The sequence below is a fragment of the Aureibaculum algae genome (assembly GCF_006065315.1).
GTDB lineage: Bacteria > Bacteroidota > Bacteroidia > Flavobacteriales > Flavobacteriaceae > Aureibaculum > Aureibaculum algae.
Map to the genome: position 1 here is coordinate 4,983,788 of NZ_CP040749.1, position 22,980 is coordinate 5,006,767.

Annotated in this window: 20 protein-coding genes and 1 tRNA gene; 9 read left to right on the forward strand and 12 right to left on the reverse strand. The window is 32.3% G+C overall.

Translation table 11 applies throughout. The annotated features are described in order from the left end of the window. Positions 1-48: 48 nt before the first annotated feature. From FF125_RS21035 to FF125_RS21075, 9 genes are all read right to left on the reverse strand, one after another. Positions 49-1,275: a hypothetical protein gene (locus FF125_RS21035; RefSeq protein WP_138952076.1), complete on the reverse strand. Its 1,227-nt coding sequence runs from the start codon at positions 1,273-1,275 to the stop codon at positions 49-51. Between the two features lie 304 nt (positions 1,276-1,579). Beyond that, positions 1,580-3,148 (reverse strand): glucose-6-phosphate isomerase, encoded by a 1,569-nt coding sequence (gene pgi / locus FF125_RS21040; protein ID WP_138952078.1) that lies wholly within the window; start codon positions 3,146-3,148, stop codon positions 1,580-1,582. A gap of 116 nt (positions 3,149-3,264) precedes the next feature. Beyond that, positions 3,265-4,494, reverse strand: coding sequence for a M23 family metallopeptidase (locus FF125_RS21045; protein WP_138952080.1), 1,230 nt, complete (start codon positions 4,492-4,494; stop codon positions 3,265-3,267). A 109-nt stretch (positions 4,495-4,603) separates the two neighbouring features. Then, a complete protein-coding gene (locus FF125_RS21050; RefSeq protein ID WP_138952082.1) occupies positions 4,604-5,380 on the reverse strand; it encodes a DUF3108 domain-containing protein in 777 nt (258 codons plus the stop codon). A 188-nt stretch (positions 5,381-5,568) separates the two neighbouring features. Continuing rightward, positions 5,569-5,961, reverse strand: a complete 393-nt coding sequence (locus FF125_RS21055) for a hypothetical protein (RefSeq protein WP_138952084.1) — start codon at positions 5,959-5,961, stop codon at positions 5,569-5,571. A gap of 39 nt (positions 5,962-6,000) precedes the next feature. Continuing rightward, complete coding sequence (locus tag FF125_RS21060; RefSeq protein ID WP_138952086.1) at positions 6,001-6,942, reverse strand: tryptophan 2,3-dioxygenase family protein; 942 nt, start codon at positions 6,940-6,942, stop codon at positions 6,001-6,003. A 28-nt stretch (positions 6,943-6,970) separates the two neighbouring features. Further along, a complete protein-coding gene (tilS, locus tag FF125_RS21065; protein ID WP_138952088.1) occupies positions 6,971-8,287 on the reverse strand; it encodes a tRNA lysidine(34) synthetase TilS in 1,317 nt (438 codons plus the stop codon). Between the two features lie 93 nt (positions 8,288-8,380). Further along, positions 8,381-10,762: a sodium-translocating pyrophosphatase gene (locus FF125_RS21070; RefSeq protein WP_138952090.1), complete on the reverse strand. Its 2,382-nt coding sequence runs from the start codon at positions 10,760-10,762 to the stop codon at positions 8,381-8,383. A 145-nt stretch (positions 10,763-10,907) separates the two neighbouring features. Further along, complete coding sequence (locus tag FF125_RS21075; RefSeq protein WP_138952092.1) at positions 10,908-11,438, reverse strand: inorganic diphosphatase; 531 nt, start codon at positions 11,436-11,438, stop codon at positions 10,908-10,910. Between the two features lie 220 nt (positions 11,439-11,658). Between FF125_RS21075 and FF125_RS21080 the strand changes: the two genes are divergently transcribed. From FF125_RS21080 to pth, 4 genes are all read left to right on the forward strand, one after another. Continuing rightward, a tRNA-Leu gene (locus FF125_RS21080) sits at positions 11,659-11,740 on the forward strand. 76 nt (positions 11,741-11,816) lie between these two features. Beyond that, a complete protein-coding gene (locus FF125_RS21085; protein WP_138952094.1) occupies positions 11,817-12,758 on the forward strand; it encodes a ribose-phosphate pyrophosphokinase in 942 nt (313 codons plus the stop codon). A gap of 32 nt (positions 12,759-12,790) precedes the next feature. Then, the gene (locus FF125_RS21090; RefSeq protein WP_138952096.1) at positions 12,791-13,441 is read left to right on the forward strand and encodes a 50S ribosomal protein L25/general stress protein Ctc; all 651 of its coding nucleotides are present in this window, start codon (positions 12,791-12,793) and stop codon (positions 13,439-13,441) included. 141 nt (positions 13,442-13,582) lie between these two features. After that, positions 13,583-14,149 (forward strand): aminoacyl-tRNA hydrolase, encoded by a 567-nt coding sequence (gene pth / locus FF125_RS21095; RefSeq protein WP_138952098.1) that lies wholly within the window; start codon positions 13,583-13,585, stop codon positions 14,147-14,149. 64 nt (positions 14,150-14,213) lie between these two features. Here pth and glmS read toward each other — a convergent pair whose 3' ends face one another. Genes glmS through FF125_RS21110 form a run of 3 tightly spaced genes read right to left on the reverse strand, consistent with a single transcriptional unit; the run spans position 14,214 to position 18,485 of the window. Next, entirely contained in the window at positions 14,214-16,058 is a 1,845-nt protein-coding gene (gene glmS, locus FF125_RS21100; RefSeq protein WP_138952100.1) for a glutamine--fructose-6-phosphate transaminase (isomerizing), read from the reverse strand. Positions 16,059-16,079: 21 nt separating this feature from the next. Next, complete coding sequence (locus FF125_RS21105) at positions 16,080-17,651, reverse strand: DUF4270 domain-containing protein (protein WP_138952101.1); 1,572 nt, start codon at positions 17,649-17,651, stop codon at positions 16,080-16,082. Positions 17,652-17,678: 27 nt separating this feature from the next. Further along, positions 17,679-18,485, reverse strand: coding sequence for a glycogen/starch synthase (locus FF125_RS21110; RefSeq protein WP_138952103.1), 807 nt, complete (start codon positions 18,483-18,485; stop codon positions 17,679-17,681). A 106-nt stretch (positions 18,486-18,591) separates the two neighbouring features. On the opposite strand from FF125_RS21110, the gene panC reads away from it, so the two are divergent. The 5 genes from panC to FF125_RS21135 are packed head-to-tail and all read left to right on the forward strand — an operon-like array spanning position 18,592 to position 22,965. Then, a complete protein-coding gene (gene panC, locus FF125_RS21115; RefSeq protein WP_138952105.1) occupies positions 18,592-19,431 on the forward strand; it encodes a pantoate--beta-alanine ligase in 840 nt (279 codons plus the stop codon). Positions 19,432-19,477: 46 nt separating this feature from the next. Further along, positions 19,478-19,831, forward strand: a complete 354-nt coding sequence (panD, locus tag FF125_RS21120; RefSeq protein WP_117880050.1) for an aspartate 1-decarboxylase — start codon at positions 19,478-19,480, stop codon at positions 19,829-19,831. Between the two features lie 10 nt (positions 19,832-19,841). After that, a complete protein-coding gene (locus FF125_RS21125; protein WP_138952106.1) occupies positions 19,842-20,810 on the forward strand; it encodes a lysylphosphatidylglycerol synthase transmembrane domain-containing protein in 969 nt (322 codons plus the stop codon). Then, a complete protein-coding gene (locus FF125_RS21130) occupies positions 20,810-21,766 on the forward strand; it encodes a GYDIA family GHMP kinase (protein ID WP_138952108.1) in 957 nt (318 codons plus the stop codon). Before FF125_RS21125 ends, FF125_RS21130 begins: the two co-directional genes overlap by 1 nt. After that, on the forward strand, positions 21,748-22,965 hold the full coding sequence (locus FF125_RS21135) for a BaiN/RdsA family NAD(P)/FAD-dependent oxidoreductase (protein WP_138952109.1): 1,218 nt from the start codon (positions 21,748-21,750) through the stop codon (positions 22,963-22,965). Before FF125_RS21130 ends, FF125_RS21135 begins: the two co-directional genes overlap by 19 nt. The last annotated feature ends 15 nt before the right edge of the window (positions 22,966-22,980 follow it).

Genomic DNA, 22,980 nt, shown 5'->3' on the forward strand with positions numbered 1-22,980 from the left:
CCATACCATAGTATGAGCAATTGAATAATTCAAATAATTAATTTTAGTTTATTCTAAAGCATTTTTAATGTCTGCCATTGTCCAAGTAAATCCAGACATATCAGCACCAGTAGATTTTGAACTTGATGTAACATCTGAAGAGAAATTAGCTGCATCTGCTCCAAAAGTTGATCCTACATCAGATTTATCAGCAAAAATTGATGCTGATGTACTTACACCTTCTGGTAAAACAATTTGCCAGTTAGTAAAAGATAATTTACCATCCGTATAATTTGCAGCAACACCATCATTATCTAATTCAACATCTGAATCAGCCTTAAATCCATAAGCCAAAACATTTTTTGTAGTTCCCATTGCACTACTTCTGTAATCAGCATATTCACCTCTTTCTGTAGTCTCATTACCAATTAAAGTAAGACCATCAATAGTAAATTGACCTTCTAAACTACCTTCAGGACCATCAATTTCTAATGCATGATCAGAAGCCGTTCCTAATATAACTACTGAATTCGTTATTGTTCCAGAATACGCTTGATCAATATCTAAACCATCATCACCAGCAGACCAAACTACCAAGTTAGATGCGTTAACTGAACCTCCAAAAAACTCAATACCATCATCTACATTTGCTACAACTTCAATATTGTCAATAACAGTTCCACTACCAACTGCACCTAATGTTAAACCATTGATTTCGTTATCAGGACTCAATTCTGCACCACCATGACGGATAGAAATATATTTTAAAATTCCTGAATTATCAGTAGCATCATCGCCTCCAAAAAGACCATTTGTATCTGTTGCAGGTACACCTTCAATTTGCACTTCAGTAACATCTCCTTTAAAAGAACCTGGAGCATATCCTAATAGGATAAGACCTCCCCAAAGACCTCTATCATTTTCAGATAAATTTGTTCCCGCAGATTGTCCAATGGCGATATTATCTGCTGATGAAGTAAAAATAATTGGTGCAGAAGCAGTTCCTTGAGCATCAATTTTTGATCCTCTAGAAATAATCAATGCAGAAGCTTGTGTGCCCGTACCCGCATAAGCTTTAATAATTGTACCTGGCTCAATAGTTAATGTTGCTCCATTAGCCACAATAACTCTACCACTAATTTCCCATATTTTATCTTGAGTTAAAGTTCTGTCAGTTGCTATGGTACCTTCAAGAACTGTATCAACAGGTACTTCAATAATAATCTCTGGATCATCATTTCCTGTACATGATGCTAATAAAACCACGATACTTAATGAGTAAAATAATTTCTTCATTTTTTTCTTAATTTTTAGTTTACTTTTTTTGTTTAAATTTTACGTTGCAAATAAATAACACCAATGTAAAGTTTAGGTTAACTTAAAATTAAAGATTTGTTATGTTTAGTTTATCTTAATGTTATGAAGTACTTGATTTTTAAAATAAATGAAGAGAAACAAAGACAACTTAAAAGAATTGAAAAAGAAAAAAGGCAGGTAATATTATGAGATAGATTATAAACAACATAGAAATAGCAACGTTTTTAAGATTATATATTCTTAAAAACGTTGCTATTGATTATCTAAATAACTAGTTGAAATTTTATGCCAAAAACTTTTTAGCTAATTCTTTTCCTAGTTCAACACCAAATTGATCAAAACTAAAAATGTTCCAAATATAGCCTTGTACAAAAGTTTTGTGCTCATAGGTTGCTATAAGCTTACCTAAATTTTTTGGAGTGAGTTTATCCATTAAAAAGGAATTTGATGGTTTATTGCCCTCAAACACTTTAAATGGTAATAACTTCGAAATTTTATCTTGTTGTCCAGCAGTTTTTAGCTCTAAATGCACCTCTTCTTTAGCTTTACCTAAATACAAAGCTTCCGCTTGAGCATAAAAATTTGACATCAATTTATTATGATGATCTTCATTTCCGTATAACGATTCCCTAAAACCGATAAAATCGACTGGAATTAGTTTTGTACCCTGATGTACCAATTGCATAAAAGCATGTTGTACATTGGTACCTGTATTTCCCCAAATGATATTTCCTGTTTGATAATCAACTGGATTACCATCACGATCTACCGATTTACCATTACTTTCCATTGATCCTTGTTGTAAATAAGGTACAAATTGCGTTAAATATTGAGAGTAAGGAATAACAACTTCAGATTCTGTTTCAAAAAAGTTATTATACCAAATACTTACTAAAGCTAACGTTACTGGAATATTCTGATCAAATGACGTTGTTTTAAAATGTTCGTCCATTTCATAAGCACCTGTTAATAGTTGATCAAAATTATCAAATCCTAATGCTAAACTAATAGATAAACCAACGGCACTCCACAAAGAATAACGACCACCAACCCAGTCCCACATGGTAAATATATTATTCTCAGCAATTCCAAAAGCGGCAACTTTAGATAAGTTCGTTGAAACTGCTACAAAATTATGTTGAATATCATTTTGAGTTGCTCCTTTTGATAAAAACCATTTTTTAACTGTTTCTGCATTGGTCAAGGTTTCTTGCGTAGTAAATGTTTTAGAAACAATAACAAACAATGTAGTTTCAGGGTCTAACTCTTTTATGGTTTCCATAACATGGTCACCATCAATATTAGATATAAAGTGTGTTTTTAAATGATTTTTATAATATTGTAGTGCATCTACAACCATTCGAGGTCCCAAATCAGAACCTCCAATACCAATATTTACGATATCAGTTATCGCTTTGCCTGAATATCCTTTATGGTTTCCTGAAATCACTTTTTCAGAAAAAACTTTCATTTTTTGAAGAGTATCATTCACCTCATCCATTACATTTTCACCTTCAAACATTACAGCATTACCTGATTTATTACGAAGGGCAGTATGTAAAACAGCTCTGTTTTCAGTTTCATTTATTATGTCACCTGCAAACATTTTATCAATACCATCTTGTAAATCAACTTCATTTGCTAATGCAACTAAAGATTTTAAAACGTCATCATTAATTCTGTTTTTGGAAAAATTCAAACTTAAATCATCATGTTTTAAGCTATATTTTTCTAATCTTTCTGAATCTTGCATAAAGAGTTTTTTCATATCAGTATTTTTAATTCCTTGATATAATTCTTGTAAACTCTTCCAAGCGATAGTTTCTGTAGGGTTTTGATTTTTTAATGCCATTTTTAATCTAGATTTTAGTACTACAAATTTAATGAAATATCAAATGTGTTTAGGCACAATTCCTATTAATTATAGAATTGGACTAATCTAAGAGCAATAATGAAGTATCTTAAGCTTTAATCAATAGTTAAACCATCGAGTTGTTGTCTATATGATTTAATAAAAGTTAAATAACCTGCTTTAAGGCTATCTTTAATTGGCTCTGCAGAAGGTAATTTTTCCTTCAATGGATCTACCTGTACTCCATTTTTCCAAAAACGGTAACATACATGTGGACCAGAAGTATTACCAGTCATACCAACATAGCCTATCACATCGCCTTGTTTAACAAAGTCGCCTTTTTTTACAGCACGCTTACTCATATGTAAATATTGAGTAGTATATACTGAATTATGCTTTACCTTAACATAATTTCCGTTACCACCTCTTCTAGCAGATTCTATAACCGTACCATTTGCGGTACTCATGATTGGTGTACCCACTCCAGCGGCAAAATCAGTACCTCTATGTGGCTTTATTTTACCATAATATCTAATAAACCGCTTTAGGTTATATCGAGATGATATTCTGCTAAAACTTAAAGGAGCTTTAAGAAACTGTCTTCTTAATGAGTTGGCTGTATCATCATAATAATCAGATATATTTTTAGTAGAATCTGTTACAAAATTAAACGCATAAAAAGGTTGATTTTTATGTTCAAAGTATGCTGCTTTTATTTCTCCTAAACCAGCATAGATAGTATCGTCAATAAATTTTTCTTCGTATATAACTTTAAAATTATCGCCTTTTTGAAGGTGGAAAAAATCGACCGTCCAAGCATAAACATCAGACAATTCATTAACCAAAGCATAATCTAACCCCTTGTCTTGCATTACCAACGAAAGAGCATATAAACTATCAGAAATAGCTCCAGAAGCTTCTTTTACTACTGTTTTAATATTCTTTTCATGAAATTCATAAAAAATAGTATCCGTAAAATCAATAATCACATATTCCGTTATTCTGGGTTGGTACACAAATACCTGAGCTTTTTCGGTGGTATCTTTATTGGCTAATATAACATAAGGTTTACCTACAATTAATTTAGCTACATTAAATGTATCTTTAACCGACTCCACAATATTGTAAACTTCACTATAATCTACATGATGATTATTTAGTATTTCACCAAAGCTATCACCGTTTCTAATGGTGTCTTCAATTACTTTATAGTCATCTAATGTATAACCAAATTTTTGAATCAGTTCGGGAATTTCAATTTTAGTTGAGATAACTTCTTCTTCAATTTTATCACTTTTACATGAAAAAAAGAATACAATTAAGAGGAGAAAAATTAGGTTTTTCACTGTATTTTATTGGCTTTTTTTTAAGAATGCCACAAATCTACTATTTTACCTACTATGAATAAAGTTAAAGTAACAAAAATTTGTATCTGGGATTTTGAAACCACAGGTTTTAATCAAAAATCATTGGAAAGGAATTTGCCAAACCCTTATAAAGATCTAAGTCTGCTCTTAATGATCCGACAGCTAAATCTGCCTTAATTCGAAGTGGTATTTTATTTTTATCATTGCTAACCCAAACGGTTATACTTTCCTTAGCTTTAAAAACACGACCTGCCTGTACAAGTGGTCTAAACTTTGCACTGGCTACTTTACCAAATTTCGTTTTAATCGTTTCAGTACCTAAATAACGTAACCTAAAAGGATAATTCTTTTCATCAAAAAACATGGTTAATTTAACTTCATCACCAGGTTTCATTTTTGAAATGTCTTGATTTCTTAAATAATATAGAGTAGAAAGCATATCATGTACACCTTGATCTGTACTAAACATTTCTTCTGTCTTTTTTTCATGATCTTTTACAGTAGCTTTATTACTATTTTGATGGAAATGTATTTCTTTATCTTTAGTATAACCCCCTTCATCTATCTTTCTAATAAATTTATATGGAAGTAAATTATTCTTATAAAAATAGGTTTGATAATCGTCATTTACTTTGAAAAACCACCCTGTAACTCCAGTAGTTTTTCCTTTTCCCTTGATATGAAAAGAAGACTTTCCATTATTAGTACTTTCCTTAATTTCTAAGGTTGCACTACCAGCATTAAACCAATTACTATAACTGATTCTATATTTTAATAATTCTCCCTTTTTAAACGCAGGTTTCACATTCTGTGCTTGTAGAACAAAAGAAAAGATAAGTAAAAGAAATAGTGTCTTTTTATACATGTTTAATCTATTTGTATGATAAAATACAATTATTGTTCCAAAAAAGAAAACCCTTAAAAATAATACATTTTAAGAGTTTAACTAATTTCATTGTCAATTTTATTATAGTAGCTTGTTAAGTACTTTCAAAATCTCATCATCACCTATAATTTCTAAGGGTCGCTTTGTTCTTTTTTATTAAATGTAATCTATTGTCGCTCAAAAACACCGCTACTTTCAGTTTCTTCTCCGCTATTTGAAACCATAATTAATATATCACCGTCAAATTTAGGAGTTACCACATCACCATCAATATTATAAAGGCTATTGCCAACGTTTACCCAAGTACCTTCATCAATTTTACCCATTGAAATACACGCATTAGTATCATTAGAACCAAAATGTTCTACATCAAAGAGTCCATCAGTTTTAAAATCAAGTAAAACAGCATCTTTACAATCTATTGTATTCACAATTCCATGAGACCTAATCTCAATCAACTTCCATTTTCCAAGTAATTCATCTTGATTGGAAGCATCTTCATTATTGTCACAAGCCATAAAAGTTATGGCAACAGTAAGTAATAATACAAAGGTTTTCATTAGTAGTTCATCATTAGGTTGACTACCTTAACGAGAAAACTAAGTCAATATTTTATAAGCTTCTAAATTTGTTACTCCCCAATTCTCAAATTCTTCTTTACTCCATAAATCAGGAAAAAATATTCTTTTTTGATATTTTGGGTGCATGTATTTACGCCAATCACTACCTCCTGTAGCCTCATCTTGGGTAGCTATGTATTTACCTGCAGCCTCATAATGTGACATTACCCATTTAATATTAATACAATAATCTAAATGACGCATGGCATTAATTAAATCAATATTTTCTTTATCTTTTTCAGGTAACGATTTAAACTTCGACCATAAATTAATCGTATTATATTCCTTCATGATACTCAGGAATTCCGTTTTATACTTTTTTTCAAATTGTTCTAATAAAAACGATTTTTTACCTGTTTTATAATCTTTACCAGCCGCTTGCCAATACAAATGTTCAAATGCATTTTCAAAAGCTGTATTGCGATCAATTTTTGATCTAAATCGATAATCAATCAAATTGATTAATTCAGTACTGCAAAATTCAATCAATCGATATTGGGCACTTTGAAACCCACTAGCTGGTGTTAATGTATCTCTAAATTTCGCATATTGCTCACGCTCCATACCATCTCCCATAATAGTAAAAGAGGCCGTAAGCATGTCAAAATAACGACTTATTCGCATTAACCTTTCTGTGAAAAATTTAGTAGTCAAATTTTCATGATGAGCTATCTGCTCAATTTCCCAACGTATCATTTTAAAGATAAGTTCGTTAATTTGATGGTACATTATAAAGACCATTTCGTCTTTAAAACCGGTTCGCTGTACTTGTAAATTTAACAAGGCATCAGTTTGAATATAATCCCAATAAGTAATGGGTTTACTATACAACAATCCATCCAATTGTGTTTCTAAATCTTGATCGATGGTGTCGTATTTTTCTTTTAATAGTTTTATCCTCTGTTCAATGTTCTTGTCCATACCGTATAATTTGATACACAAAGATAGTTTAAATCAATTCTAACTTTAGAATAGTTTTTGTGCTGTCAGTTACTTTAAATCTTTCATCAAACCTGGAATTAACAACCCAAACAATTTTATCATCTGAAATTAATACCCAAGTATTTTCTTTGTCAAATAAAGAGTATTTCTGGTCTTTAAAAAATTTACTTAATTTCTTTTTACCCTGCATCCCAAAAGGATAAAAATAATCACCATGTTGCCATTTTCTTAGAGTTATTGGCCATTTCAATTGATCAGCATCTACAAATATTATATGTGATTCCTTTACAGGATAAAAGTTATCAGATTTGGTGATTTTAAGTTGAAAAGATGCTGTTTGAATACTACTTGGAAAGCTATGTAAAGTATAAATTTCATTTCCAGGTTCAACTAATATTGGCGATATAATTAAAAAATCTCTATCCTTAAGAATACGATGTGAGTTACTCACAACAAATTTACCTGCTTGTGCCTCCAACAAATTATAAATATCATCCCAAGCCGTAAAATTGTAATCCTTTAAAATCTCATATAGTAGGGCTTTACTATGTGCCAATTTTTTAAGCTCAGTAATATCTAGTTTTAGAATACCATTAGCATCAGAATGCACAACTTTGAGCTTTATGTTTTCTAAAGATGCTGCAACTATTTGTTGTGTATCTTGTAGGTGATGAATAGTGGTTGAAAAAGTATCTAAAAACCGTGGGTTGATTGATTTTAAAGCAGGAATCACATCATGTCTTAATTTATTTCTTAGATATTTAGTTTCTGCATTTGAAGCGTCTTCTCTCCAACTTAAATTTTGTTTTCGAGCATATTGCTCAATTTGATTTCTACTAAAAGGCAACAAAGGCCTTACGATAGCTCCATTTTTTTCTGGAATACCTGTCAACCCATTTAAACCTGTACCTCTACTTAAATTGATTAAAAAAGTTTCCAAATTATCGTCGGCATGATGTCCCGTTACTATATAATCTAGATTGTTATCAACTAATAGATTTTTAAACCAGTTATATCGTAATTCTCTAGCTGCTAATTGAATGGATAACTTTTCCGCTTTTGCAATAGTTTTGGTATCAAACCTCTTTGTAAACAGAGGTATTTGAATTCTACTCGCCATTTCGGTTACAAAAACCTCATCTTGATTAGCATCAGCCCCTCTTAATTGAAAATTACAATGGGCTAATGAAATGTCAAATTCCAATTCATTTAACAGTTCAGCAAGTACAACGCTATCTACACCTCCTGAAATGGCAATAAGTAACTTTTTATCTTTTAGATAAGAAAAATTAGTGGCGATATGTTCAGAAAACTGATCTAACAAAACTTTGTAAAGATAATGGTTATAAAGCAAAAAAACCGTCTCTTCCAAAGTATTAGGATGAGACGGCTTTTGAATATTTATTTAATCTATTATTTAGTCTTCGTAATGATTGGCAACTAATAAATCAACATCGTCACCTTCTACAGTTTCAACAGTAACGTCTTTTACACCATCTACCTCTGTAGTCGTGATAACAGTCGCATTTTTTTCACCGTTTTCTTTTTTAACCAAAACTTTCATTTCTTTATTTACGTCGTCAGCAACTGAAATTACAGTCTCTTGTTGAGCTGGCGTACCTTCGTTAATATACGCTGTTACAGTTTCAGCAGAAATTGCAATACTAGGAGCAATAACTAAAGCTACCACCGACATTAGTTTTAAAAGAATGTTTAAAGAAGGACCAGACGTATCTTTAAAAGGATCTCCAACAGTATCTCCTACAACAGCTGCCTTATGAGCGTCTGTTCCTTTACGACCTTCCTCTTCTATTGTTTTCTTTGCATTATCCCAAGCACCACCTGCGTTAGATTGAAAAATTGCCATCAACACACCACAAGTGGTTACACCTGCTAATACGCCTCCTAACATTTCAGCACCACCAATAAAACCAACTGCTACAGGTACAGCAATTGCTAATAACCCTGGTAATACCATTTCTCTTATTGAAGCTTTTGTAGAAATATCAATACATTTTCCATAATCTGCTACACCATCAGCAGCATCAAAAATAGCTCTATCTTCTTTAGAAGCTTTAGTCATATCAGAATCATACTTACGCATAATTCCTAATGCAGCTTTTAATTCTGGTATGTCTCTAAACTGACGTCTAACCTCTTCAATCATCGCCATTGCAGCACGACCAACAGCATTCATTGACAAGGCTGAGAATACAAATGGTAACATACCACCTACTAGAAGACCTGCCATAATTTTAGGCTGAGATACATCAATTGCAATAACACCTGCAGTCTTCATAAAAGCCGCAAATAAAGCTAAGGCAGTTAATGCTGCTGAAGCGATAGCAAAACCTTTACCAACCGCCGCAGTTGTATTACCCACTGCATCTAATTTATCTGTACGTTGACGAACTTCACTTGGTAATTCAGCCATTTCAGCAATACCACCTGCATTATCACAAATTGGACCATAAGCATCTACTGCCAATTGAATCCCTGTATTTGCTAACATACCAACTGCAGCAATCGCGATACCATATAATCCTGCAAAATGATGAGATACCATAATAGCAGCAGCAATCAAAAGAATAGGAATCATCGTAGACATCATACCCACACCTAGACCAGCAATAATATTTGTAGCTGCTCCTGTTTCAGATTGTTTAACAATTGACATTACAGGCTTTTTACCTGTAGCTGTGTAATACTCCGTTATTTTACCAACACCTAAACCAGCAACTAAACCAGCAATTGTTGCCCAGAATACACCCATTGCTCCGAATGGCAATTCTGCATGAGATTCAGGAATTAATGCATTTATAATAAAATAAGATGCCACAACCATTAATCCTGCCGAACCAAATTCGCCAATATTTAATGCTGTTTGTGGGTTTCCACCATCTTTTACTCTTACAAAAAAAGTTCCTAGTATAGACATTATTATACCTACGGCCCCAAGAACTAAAGGTAAATATACAGCACCTAAACCATCAAAATCAGGAGTTAAAATAAAAGCCCCTAACACCATTGTTCCTATAATAGAACCTACATAAGATTCGAATAAATCAGCCCCCATACCAGCAACGTCTCCAACATTATCACCAACATTATCGGCAATAGTTGCAGGGTTTAACGGATGATCTTCTGGAATACCAGCTTCCACTTTACCAACTAAATCTGCACCAACGTCGGCTGCTTTTGTATAAATACCTCCACCTACACGAGCAAACAATGCAATTGAAGATGCTCCTAATGAAAATCCTGAAAGTACATTTAATACCATCGATAGATTTTCAGCTTTTAAGTCGACTGATAAACCTGTTGACGGCCACATAAATTGATATGCCATAAATAAACCACTTAATCCCAAAATACCTAAACCTACAACGCCTAATCCCATTACAGCACCACCAGCAAAGGCTACTTCTAAGGCTCGCCCTAATGATGTCCTTGCAGCTTCAGTAGTTCTAACATTTGCTTTGGTTGCTACTTTCATTCCTATAAATCCTGCTAAGGCAGAACATATAGCTCCAATAATAAATGATACTGCTACCATGCCATTAGACCCTACTTCATTTGTTCCTTTAAAGAACAGTAAGACAGCAACTGCAGCAACAAAAATTGCTAAAACCTTGTATTCGGCTTTTAAAAATGCCATGGCACCATCAGCAATATTCTTAGCGATACGTGACATTTTTTCATTACCAACTTCTTGCTTTGAAACCCATCCGCTTTTTAGAAAAACGAAAATTAAAGCTACAACACCAAATAGTGGTAAAAATTTTATTATTAATTCCATAGAGTATAAATTAGGTTAGTTTAAGTTTCAGACGTTTTTGAGTTTCAAACGTCCATAAAAACAAAAGTAGTAAAACTGTATATATAAAAAAAACTACGCTATAAAATAACGTAGTTTAAACAATTTATAAATAACTATTTAGAAATTAAATCGTAAAAGTTCTATTCTTTTTATGCTCACTGTCATTATATCGTTGAACACATTCATTATATATTTTCAAGGCCTCTTCAGCATTTCCCCAGCCCCCTGTATCAACTTTCTTCTTTTCTAAATCTTTATATACCTGAAAGAAATGTTCAATTTCTTTTAATCTATGTGGATTTAAATCGCTAACATCACTATTATTACTCCAAATAGGATCTGAAACCGGTACGCAAATGATCTTTTCATCAGGTCCTTTTTCATCTGTCATATGAAAAACTCCAATTGGTCTTACTTCCATTACAACCATTGGATAAGTTGGCTCATGTCCTAAAACTAGTACATCTAAAGGATCACTATCTAAAGCTAACGTTTCTGGTATAAACCCATAATCTCCTGGATACATCATCGATGAGAAGAGCATACGATCAAATCTTATCTTATTTAAGGCAAAATCATATTCATATTTATTTCTACTACCTTTTGGTATTTCAATCAATACATCAAATGTAACATCTTTCTTTTTTGAACTCATTTCTCTTTATTTAATTTTTAGCAAAAGTAATAAAAAAGAATAGAATTTTTTGCATCAGGTCCATATAGATATGACCTAAAATAAAGAGCTTCTTTAATGTATGAAATACAGTACTTTGCACTTTAAAAATAAATATAACAATTAAATGTCAAGGGAATCAAAATATTTTTTACTTTTGCACCCTCATATCCAACATGATATGTTAATGTATGTTTACAATGCCTTGGTGGTGGAACTGGTAGACACGCTGGATTCAAAATCCAGTTCTTTCGGGAGTGTGGGTTCGATTCCCACCCAAGGTACTAAAAGAGTTATGAATTGTGAGTTCTGAATACGAGTGTCTAAATCTCATATATAAAGTCTAACATAGCGTTCCCTATGAAACAAAAAATACCTAAACCTAAACTTTTCGCTTGTTCGCAGTCTGTTGAATTAGCTACAGAAATTGCTGCAGCCTACGGTTGTAAATTAGGTAAATCTAAAAAAAGCATCTTTAGTGATGGTGAATTTCAAGTTTCTTTTGAGGAGTCTATAAGAGGGCGTCGTATATTTATCATTGGTTCTACATTTCCTAATTCTGATAATTTAATGGAAATGTTATTAATGATTGATGCAGCGAAACGGGCATCAGCTAGACATATAACTGCAGTTATACCATATTTTGGATGGGCTAGACAAGATCGTAAGGACAAACCGAGAGTACCAATTGCAGCTAAATTAGTTGCTAAATTATTAGAATCTGCAGGTGCAACTCGAATTATTACAATGGACTTGCATGCAGATCAAATTCAAGGTTTCTTTGAAAAACCTGTTGATCATCTTTTTGCTTCAACCATCTTTTTACCTGCAATTAAAGATCTTAATTTAGATAATATTACCGTTGCTTCTCCAGACATGGGAGGTTCAAAAAGAGCGTATGCTTATTCTAAATTTTTGAAAAGCGAAGTAGTAATTTGTTACAAAGAACGTAAAAAAGCCAATGTAATTTCTCATATGGAGCTCATTGGTAATGTAGAAGGTAAAAATGTAATTCTAGTTGATGATATGATTGATACCGCCGGAACTTTAACTAAAGCTGCGGATTTAATGATGGAAAAGGGAGCTAAAAGTGTACGTGCAATTTGTACCCACCCTGTATTATCCGGTCAAGCATATGAACGAATTGAAAATTCAAAATTAGAGGAACTTATAATTACAAACACAATACCATTAAAAAAACAAATTGATAAGATTAAAGTAGTATCTTGCGCCCCTTTATTTGCTGATATTATGCATAAAGTACAGAATAACAATTCTATCAGTGGACAATTTTTAATGTAATATAAATCAGAAACAATTAAATAAATAAATAAATGAAATCGATTACAATCAAAGGATCCAAAAGAGAAATCGTAGGCAAGGTAGCAACCAAAGCTTTACGTAATGCTGGAAAGGTACCTTGCGTATTATACGGAGGAGAAAAACCTGTTCACTTTTCAGCAGAAGAATTAGAGTTCAGACATTTAATTTATACTCCAAATGTATATACTGCAACGATTGAACTAGAAGGCGGAGACAAATTTAACGCCATTGTTCAAGATATTCAATTTCATCCAGTTACGGATAAAATAATTCATATTGACTTTTATCAATTATTTGATGACAAAGCAGTATCGTTAAATATTCCTGTAAAATTAGAAGGTAGTGCCCCTGGTGTTATCAATGGTGGTGTATTGCGTTTTCCAAATCGTAGATTAAGAGTAAAAGCAATACCTGGTAATTTACCTGATTTTATAAATATTGACATTTCTAAACTTAAAATTGGAGATAAAGTATTTGTAGAATCTCTTATGACTGATGAATATGAAATTTTACATCCAGAAGACATGGTTGTTGTGCAAGTAAGAACTGCACGTGCAGCTATTGTAGTTGATGAAGAAGAAGAAGGTGAAGAAGGTGAAGAAGGTGAAGAAGGTGCAACTGCTGAAGGTGAAGATGCCCCAGCTACAGAAGGAGAAGCTTAAAAATCAACTTTTCATAAATAGTTAAAAAAAGCCTCGCTATCGCGAGGCTTTTTTTATTTTTGTCATCTAAACACAACCAAAATGGGATTGTTATCCTTTATAAAATCATTTTTAAGCATAAAAAATAATACCTCACCCGATATGAAAAAATTCTTAATTGTAGGACTAGGTAATATTGGTTCAGAATACGACAATACTCGTCACAATATTGGATTTAAAATTTTAGATAACTTAGCTTCTAAAGAAAATATTACGTTTGAAAATAAAAAACTAGGAGCCATTAGTCAATTCAGATTTAAAGGAAGAACCTTCATTCTATTAAAACCTTCTACTTATATGAATTTGAGTGGTAAAGCTGTAAAATACTGGATGACGAAAGAAAACATTGCTCTTGAAAATGTACTAATCATATGTGATGATTTAAACATTTCTTTCGGAACAATTAGAGTAAAGGGTAAAGGTAGTGCTGGCGGACATAATGGTCTAAAAGATATTAATGTACAATTAAACACGCAAAACTACCCTCGGTTTCGATTTGGTGTTGGTGATGAATTTAGCAAAGGCCGACAAATTGATTATGTATTAGGTAAATGGACTCCAGAAGAAGAAACCAAGCTGGTAGAAAGATTAGATAAATCTTGTGAACTTATCAAATCTTATGGTACTGCCGGTTTAAACAATACGATGAGTGATTTTAATGGTAAATAAAAAAAACTCCAAAAGGACATATCTTCTTTTGGAGTTTTTATTTCTTTCTAATTATCTTTTCTATTTACTCAACAGTTACCGATTTTGCAAGGTTTCTAGGTTGATCAACGTTACAGTTACGCATTACCGCAATATGATACGATAAAAGTTGTAATGGAATAGTAGTCAACAATGGCGAAAATGCTTCTTCAGTATCAGGAATTTCAATAATATGATCTGCAATTCCTTTAACTGTGGTATCTCCTTCAGTTACCACCGCAATAATTTTACCACTACGAGATTTTATTTCTTGAATATTACTTACAGTCTTTTCGTAATGCCCTCTGTTTATTGCGATTACAATTACAGGCATTCTATCATCTATTAAGGCAATAGGTCCGTGTTTCATTTCAGCAGCAGGATAGCCTTCTGCGTGTATATAAGAGATTTCTTTTAATTTTAACGCACCTTCTAAGGCAACTGGAAAGTTATAACCTCTACCAAGGTATAAACAGTTAGTAGACAGTAAATATTCTTTAGCAATTTCTTTTACATGATCATTTACCTTTAATGCTTGTTCTACTTTTCCTGGAATTAATTCTAACTCTTGTAAATGCAATCTATAGTCAGAACTAGACATTGTTCCTTTTGCTCTCGCTAAACGTAAGGCAATTAAAGATAGAACCGTTATTTGAGTAGTAAAAGCTTTGGTTGATGCTACACCAATTTCTGGTCCTGCATGCGTATACGCCCCTGCATGAGATTCTCTTGCAATAGATGATCCTACCACATTACAAACTCCAAAAACAAACGCTCCTTTTTCTTTTGCTAACTTGATAGCCGCCAAGGTATCTGCAGTCTCACCAGATTGCGAAATTGCAATGACAACATCTTTTTCAGTTATTATTGGATTTCTATATCTGAATTCAGAGGCATATTCAACCTCAACAGGTATTCTAGAAAACTCCTCAAAAATGTATTCAGCAACCAAACCTGCGTGCCAAGAAGTACCACACGCTACAATAATAATACGATCTGCGTTTAAGAACTTTTTCATATTATCTTCAACACCGGCCATTTTGATAATTCCTTCGTCTCTTAATAATCGTCCTCTATAGGTATCTTTTATAGCTCTAGGTTGTTCATAAATTTCCTTAAGCATGAAATGCTCATAGCCACCTTTCTCTATTTGTTCAAGATTCATTTGTAATTCTTGAATATCAGCATCGACTAATGAATCATCTTTTATTTTTCTGATTTTGACATCTTTACCAACTCTAATGATTGCCATTTCCTCATCATCCAAATAAATAGCATCTTTAGTATATTCTATAAAAGGTGAGGCATCTGAAGCTATAAAGAACTCCCTTTTATCTTTACCAACACCAATAGCAATAGGACTCCCTAAACGTGCAACTACAATTTCATCTGGATTTCTTCTATCAAACACAGCAATAGCATATGCACCAACCACTTCATTTAAGGCTATTTGAACCGCTTTACCAAGTTTTACATTATTGTTCTTCTGAACCTCTTCTATCAGATTTATCAACACCTCAGTATCAGTATCACTATGAAAAGTATAGCCTCTATTTATTAATTCCTTTTTAATAGTATCATAATTTTCAATGATACCATTATGAACAATTACTAAATTACCTGATTGTGAAGTATGCGGATGTGAATTTATATCATTTGGTACACCGTGAGTAGCCCATCGTGTATGACCAATTCCTAAATGACCTTCTTTATTAGTAACTTTTTCAATTAGGTCACTTACCTTACCCTTTGTTTTTGCTAAATTTATTTGTTTGCCGTCATATAGTACAAGACCTGCACTATCATAACCTCTATATTCTAATCGTTGTAAACCATTAATAATAATAGGATAAGCATCTCTATACCCTATATAACCTGTAATTCCACACATCGTAATTATTCTTTTTAATTATTATTCATTAATAATTGTGTAAAATATTTCAAGTTTTAATCTTTGTTCGTCCGTATCAACAAGGTTATTGCCTTTTAGAACTACTCCTTTCGGGTTCCAACTATAATCTTTAATAATAGTATCAATAGCACTTGTTGGAAAATCGCTTGAGTGAGCCACTTTTATTGCTAGCTTATTTAGTTCTAAAGGCTCATCTGATTTTAAAACTTCTGAAATATAATCCGTTATAGTAAACTCATATTTTAACGGTTTATTGTCATCATCTCTTTGCAAAACGCCATCAAATTGTCTTATGGAAGCTTCTGACATGGCATCAAGAATTTGGCTTTTGTAATCATAATTGTACAAATACAATTGTTGTGGTATTATAGTATCGCCTTGATTTTTAATATATAATGAAAGGGTTGCTCCATTAATTAACCAGTTTTTATTCCTAATTTCTTCTAATTCGGTATTATCAAGTCCTTTAAACAATTCAACAACTGCCTCAGAACCCGCAGCACCCTGAATATATAAGCTTTCTTCACCATTACTAGTATCAGGGCTCATCAATTTAGTATCGATGTCAGATATAGCTTGTGAATAATCTCGATTATAAATTTCAGTTATAATACCACTTAGTGCGAAAATTGCTGTTTGCTTCGTTTTTACTGGAACATCTTCATCATCTGTATCTCCGTCACCATTTAAATCGCCTGTTGTTGTAGTTTCATCTGTTAACACAATATTACTATAATAAAAAGTCATCGAGGCATTTGACATAGCTAGCGTCATTAAAGCCCCATCTGTACCATCCGCTTCAATAATTAATCCTCTAAAATAATTTAAAAAATTATCACTTGAATCAAATGCTCCTGAATTTTGCTGATCAATAAATCTTGTTCTAAAAAAAGTAGTATCTAAAGGTATTTTTATTGAAGGTGATATAGTTGCCGATTTTATGGTATCTGTATCATCAACAGTATTTGCATCTCCATCTAAGAAATTTCTTTTAACATATAAAACCGTATCATTTGCATTCGGCTTAAAAAGACCTGAATAAAGTAGGTCTTTTTTTGTGTAGGAGGCATTAGAATAGTATTTTTTATTTTCCGTTGGGTCTAAAGGATCTAAATTGTTCAGATAAGTTCCATTTTCATAAACCGAAAGCATAAATTCTTCATCCTCTTTCCCAAAAATTGAATCTAATTCAAAAACAGGTCTACCATTATCACCATCCTCTAATTGAGTAGAATAATAAGGAATATTTAAAATTACTGCATCGATTGACATATTATCAGTAAATGAAATAGCACCAAGACCAACTTGACTAATAACAGATGCTTTTAAAAGTCCAAAATTATCATCTTTAATTACACCTAAGAGGTGAGGGTTACTAGTACTAATTTGAGATCTAGTAACATTTTCGTTATAAGCCACCACTTCAAAAGTTTCACTTTCAGTAGTAAACAAATCATTATCTACTAAACCGACACCAACATTTTGAAAGTCTTTTTCACAAGAAATTACACCCAATAATACAATAGAAAATATAGCAATATATTTAATGCTGTTCACAATTTTTTTAGTCATAAACAATAAATTATTTTTAAAATTATTTTATAAAACTTCGGTAAGGTAAAAGTTGGAGTATATATCAGAAGGTTCTTCTCCATCTTGGTGCCCTAGTAGAGGAATTTCTTTTTGATTAATAAACTCTACTATTTCTTCAGGAATAGTTTCACTTCCCTTAATAACAGCATCTGAATTTTCAATTGCTATTTTCATCAGATTATTATAACTAGTGGTAGAAATGGACTGTAGTTTTTCGTCATTAATACCATCAAATCTAACTTTGTCTTTTAGTTTATCACCTATAGTCCCTTCAAAACCAGTATCGTAAACAGAAGTAACTATTTTACTATTGATATATAAAGGGTCATTTTTATAGTATTCTCTCAAATACAAAGGTAATAATGAAGCCATCCACCCATGTACATGAATAATATCAGGAGTCCAATTTAATTTTTTAACCGTCTCTATTACACCTTTTGCAAAAAATATGGCACGTTCATCATTATCTTCAAATAATTTTCCATCCTCATCTGAATAAACAGCCTTACGCTTAAAATATTCATCATTATCAATAAAATAAACTTGCATTCTTTCTTTTGGTATTGAAGCAACTTTAATTATCAACGGCATATCCATATCATTGATAATCAAATTCATACCCGACAATCGAATTACTTCATGCAATTGGTGTCTTCGCTCATTGATAACACCAAATCTTGGCATAAAAATTCTAATTTGAGCACCTTTACTGTGCATTAGTCTTGCCAACTCAAAGGAAGTGCTTGCTGTATCTGTTTCTGGTAAATAAGGAATTACCTCCGATGATACATACAATATTCTCTTATCTTTCATAAAATCCGTCTGTATTTAAGAATAAGCAAAATTACGAATTTTTGCTTAGATTTAGGCTTAAAATGTTAAGTTTACGCCCTTTTAACACTAATTAACATTAAAATTGATGGATGTTTTTTATAAAAATAAAACTATCGAAGCGTATTTAGACTCGCTTGACAGTACTGTTTCTGTAGGATTTGTACCTACAATGGGAGCTTTGCATAAAGGCCATATTTCACTTATTGAACAAGCAAAATCTGAGAATAACATAGTGGTAGTTAGCATTTTCGTTAACCCAACACAATTTGACAAAGAAGAAGATTTGTTAAAATATCCTAAAGATTTAAAAAAAGATCTGGAGCTTTTAAAAAGTATTGATTGCGATGTAGTTTATGCTCCCGATGCCTTAGAAATTTATAACAATCAAATTATGTCTAACTCTTTTAATTTTGATGGATTAGAACATCAAATGGAAGGTAAACACAGAAAAGGACACTTTGATGGCGTTGGAACTATAGTAAAAAAGTTGTTCGAAATAGTAAAACCAAATAGAGCTTATTTTGGAGAAAAAGATTTTCAACAATTACAAATAATAAAAAAACTGGTTGAAAAGCATCATTTACCTGTTCAAATTATTCCGTGTGCTATCTATAGAGAAGATGATGGATTAGCCATGAGCTCTAGAAATAGTAGACTTACGGGCGTTCAAAGAGAAGAAGCTCCATTTATATTTCAAACATTAAAAACGGCCAAAGAAAAGTTTAAATCAGAATCTATTTCTACAATTATAGAGTGGGTAGAAAAACAGTTCAATGCAAATAGTATTTTAAAGTTAGAATATTTTGAAATTGCCAATGAAACAACTTTAATATCCGCAAACCGCAAACGAAAGGGTAATAATTACAGAGCATATATTGCTGTATTTGCAGGTGAGATTAGATTAATTGACAATTTAGCGTTATAAAAGAACCTAAAATTAATTATCTTTGCACAAAATTAAAAAAACGCTTGTGGATATTGTCGCATTAAAATCAAAAATACATAGGGTTACCGTAACTGGTGCCGATTTAAATTATATTGGAAGCATAACCATTGATGAAAACTTAATGGATGCCGCAAATATGATTCAAGGAGAAAAAGTACAAATTGTTAACGTTAATAATGGTGAAAGAATTGAAACTTACATTATTAAAGGCGAAAGAGGGAAAGGTGAAATTGTATTGAACGGACCTGCAGCCAGAAGAGTTGCTAAAGGAGATATTGTTATTATTATTGGATATGGTATAATGGATTTTGAAGAAGCAAAAACCTTTGAACCAACTGTAATATTTCCTGATGAAAAAACAAATACGTTGTTAAGTTAAACTGACCTTATTGAACAAAAAACTTAGAAAATCATTATTTTTAATACTCCCAATTGCCTTGGGAGTTTTTTTAGTTTGGTATTTTTTATCAAAACTAACACCAGATGATAAAACCGCTATAATTAACTCATTTAAAGAAGCTAATTATTGGTGGGTATTACTGTCTTTAGTTTTAGGAGCTTTAAGTCATTTATCAAGAGCATACCGTTGGCAATTTATGTTAAAACCCATGGGTTATAAACCGAAATTTGCTAATAGTGTTATGACCGTATTTGTTGCATATCTAGTGAATCTTGGTATACCTCGTGCTGGTGAAATTGCTCGTGCAACGGGGATTTCAAAGTACGAAAACATCCCATTTGAAAAAGCTTTTGGAACTATCGTTGCTGAACGTATTGCAGACGCTATTATGCTAATGGGAATTATAGGTTTAGCCTTTTTTCTACAAGCTGAATTACTATCAGAATATTTATTTAAAGATGAAGATAGTGGCATGCAAAAATATATTGTGTTTGCCGCAATAGTCGCATTGGCAATTAGCTTTTACTTTATCATCAAAAAATCAAAAAACCCATTTTTTATTAAAATAAAGCAATTTATTAACGGGTTAGTAGAGGGTGCTATCAGTATTTTTAAAATGGACAACAAATGGTCATTCATTTTCCATACCTTTTTTATTTGGTTAATGTATGTTTTAATGTTTTATGCAGTTAGTTTTGCCTTACCAGAAACCTCGAATTTACCTTTTGAAGCTATTATCGTTGGTTTTGTGGTTGGCGGAATAAGCATGGCAGTAACCAATGGAGGTTTAGGAACCTACCCTATTGCCGTTGCTAGTGTGCTAATTTTGTATGATATACCTGACAATCCAGCAAGAGCTTTTGCATGGATAATGTGGACAGCCCAAACATTAATGGTGTTGTTATTTGGTGCTTTATCTTTCTTAATTTTACCTATTTACAATAGAAATAGAACGTAATGAAAACTTATTACAGTAACGGGAAACTACTGCTTACTGGTGAATACCTTGTCCTTGACGGAGCAAAAGCTCTGGCTTTACCTACAAAATTTGGGCAGAGTATAACTATCAAAAAAATTAATGAAGACAAACTTGTTTGGGAAAGTTATACAGACCGAAACGAGTTATGGCTCCAAGTTGAATTTGATTTACCTAGATTGCGAATTATATCGGCAACTTTTGAATCTAGTAAAGAGGGTGGTGGCGATTTATTAGCTGAAAAACTTCGAGAAATATTACTGAGTGCTAAATCGCAATCCCAAATGCTCGGGACAAACTTCCTCACAGAAAAACAGGGATATTATTTAAAATCAACACTTGATTTTCCGAGAAATTGGGGACTAGGTTCATCCTCTACCTTAATCAATAACATTGCTCAATGGGCAAATGTCGATGCTTTTAAATTACAATTTTCTAATTTTGGAGGTAGCGGATATGATATTGCTTGTGCCCAAAACGACGAATCAATTTTGTATCAGAAATTAAATAAAAAACCAATAGTTGAAACTATAGCTTTTAACCCAAAATTTAGAAATCAACTCTATTTTGTGCACCTCAACAAAAAACAAAATAGTAGAGAAGGTATTGCTTCGTACAGAAATTTTAAGGGTAATATAAATGAATTGACCCTCGAAATATCTAATCTAACAGGAGAAATTAGTAGTGTTGCATCACTATCCGTTTTTGAAAAGTTAATCAATGAACATGAAAGAATTATTTCATCAATAATTCAGCAAAAACCTGTTCAAGAAAAATTTTTTTCTGATTATTTTGGTCAAACAAAAAGCCTTGGTGCTTGGGGAGGCGATTTTATTTTAGCTACAGGAAATGATGATACGCCTGAATACTTTAAGCAAAAAGGTTTTGGAACCGTAATTTCATATACAGAAATGATATTATGCGACAAAAAACAGTAATTATTGGTGGTGGAGCTGCGGGATTTTTTGCCGCAATAACCTGTGCAGAAAACAATCCAGATACTGAAATTATAATTTTAGAACGTGGTAAAGAAGTACTTCAAAAAGTAAAAATATCTGGCGGAGGAAGATGTAATGTAACACATGCTTGTTTCGACCCAAAAGAACTTTGTGAATTTTACCCAAGGGGAAACAAAGAATTACTCGGACCATTCCATCAGTTTATGACTGGCGACACCATGCAATGGTTTGAAGATCGTGGGGTTGAATTAAAAATTGAAGCTGACAATCGTGTTTTTCCTGTATCCAATTCTTCACAAAGCATTATGGATGTATTGCTTAAATCAACTACAAAACTGGGAATAGTCACTAAATTAAATCATAAAGTCGAATCTTTTAAAAAGGCCGGAGATCAATGGAGTATAATAACGAATAAAGGTGATTTTATCGCTGATAAATTATTGATAGCTTCAGGCAGTAACACCAAAATATGGGAAATGTTGGAAAAACTTGGACATACCATTGTTCAGCCCGTACCGTCACTATTTACCTTTAAAATAAACGACAAGAGAATTAAAGAAATTCCAGGTGTTTCTGTAGCAAATGCAACAGTATCAATAGTAAATTCAGAATTCCAAACGAATGGCCCTTTATTGATTACACATTGGGGAATGAGTGGACCAGCCATTTTAAAACTTTCTGCCTTTGGAGCTCGTTTTTTAGCTGAGAAAGACTACCAATATAATGTAGAAGTAAATTGGTTATCAAAACCAACCGAACATGTTCTGGAAAACTTAAAGGGTATTAGAAAAGACAATCAAAAGAAACAGATAATTCTTAAATCTGTTTTTCCAGCAATACCAAAACGCCTTTGGGAAAACTTAATCTTGGCTTCAGAGATAACAAGAGAATCTAAATGGGCAGATGTATCTAACAAACAACTCGAAAACCTCAGTAATCAACTTACTAAAGGACTGTTTAATGCTAATGGGAAAAGTACATTTAAAGAAGAATTTGTAACCGCAGGCGGTATAGATTTAAAAGAAGTTAATTTTAAACGATTTGAAAGTAAACTCCACAGTAATTTATTTTTTGCTGGTGAAGTGCTAAATATCGATGCCGTTACAGGCGGATTTAATTTCCAAAATGCTTGGACGGGTGGTTATATTGTTGGGAATACAATGGCTAATAATAATTAATACTTTTGATAAAAT

Coding starts and splice junctions, on each gene's coding strand:
- FF125_RS21035 (WP_138952076.1), bottom strand. CDS start 1,275: ATGAAGAAATTATTTTACTCATTAAGTATCGTGGTTTTATTAGCATCA.
- pgi (WP_138952078.1), bottom strand. CDS start 3,148: ATGGCATTAAAAAATCAAAACCCTACAGAAACTATCGCTTGGAAGAGT.
- FF125_RS21050 (WP_138952082.1), bottom strand. CDS start 5,380: ATGTATAAAAAGACACTATTTCTTTTACTTATCTTTTCTTTTGTTCTA.
- FF125_RS21055 (WP_138952084.1), bottom strand. CDS start 5,961: ATGAAAACCTTTGTATTATTACTTACTGTTGCCATAACTTTTATGGCT.
- FF125_RS21060 (WP_138952086.1), bottom strand. CDS start 6,942: ATGGACAAGAACATTGAACAGAGGATAAAACTATTAAAAGAAAAATAC.
- FF125_RS21070 (WP_138952090.1), bottom strand. CDS start 10,762: ATGGAATTAATAATAAAATTTTTACCACTATTTGGTGTTGTAGCTTTA.
- FF125_RS21075 (WP_138952092.1), bottom strand. CDS start 11,438: ATGAGTTCAAAAAAGAAAGATGTTACATTTGATGTATTGATTGAAATA.
- FF125_RS21085 (WP_138952094.1), top strand. CDS start 11,817: ATGAAACAAAAAATACCTAAACCTAAACTTTTCGCTTGTTCGCAGTCT.
- FF125_RS21090 (WP_138952096.1), top strand. CDS start 12,791: ATGAAATCGATTACAATCAAAGGATCCAAAAGAGAAATCGTAGGCAAG.
- pth (WP_138952098.1), top strand. CDS start 13,583: ATGAAAAAATTCTTAATTGTAGGACTAGGTAATATTGGTTCAGAATAC.
- glmS (WP_138952100.1), bottom strand. CDS start 16,058: ATGTGTGGAATTACAGGTTATATAGGGTATAGAGATGCTTATCCTATT.
- FF125_RS21105 (WP_138952101.1), bottom strand. CDS start 17,651: ATGACTAAAAAAATTGTGAACAGCATTAAATATATTGCTATATTTTCT.
- FF125_RS21110 (WP_138952103.1), bottom strand. CDS start 18,485: ATGAAAGATAAGAGAATATTGTATGTATCATCGGAGGTAATTCCTTAT.
- panC (WP_138952105.1), top strand. CDS start 18,592: ATGGATGTTTTTTATAAAAATAAAACTATCGAAGCGTATTTAGACTCG.
- FF125_RS21130 (WP_138952108.1), top strand. CDS start 20,810: ATGAAAACTTATTACAGTAACGGGAAACTACTGCTTACTGGTGAATAC.
- FF125_RS21135 (WP_138952109.1), top strand. CDS start 21,748: ATGCGACAAAAAACAGTAATTATTGGTGGTGGAGCTGCGGGATTTTTT.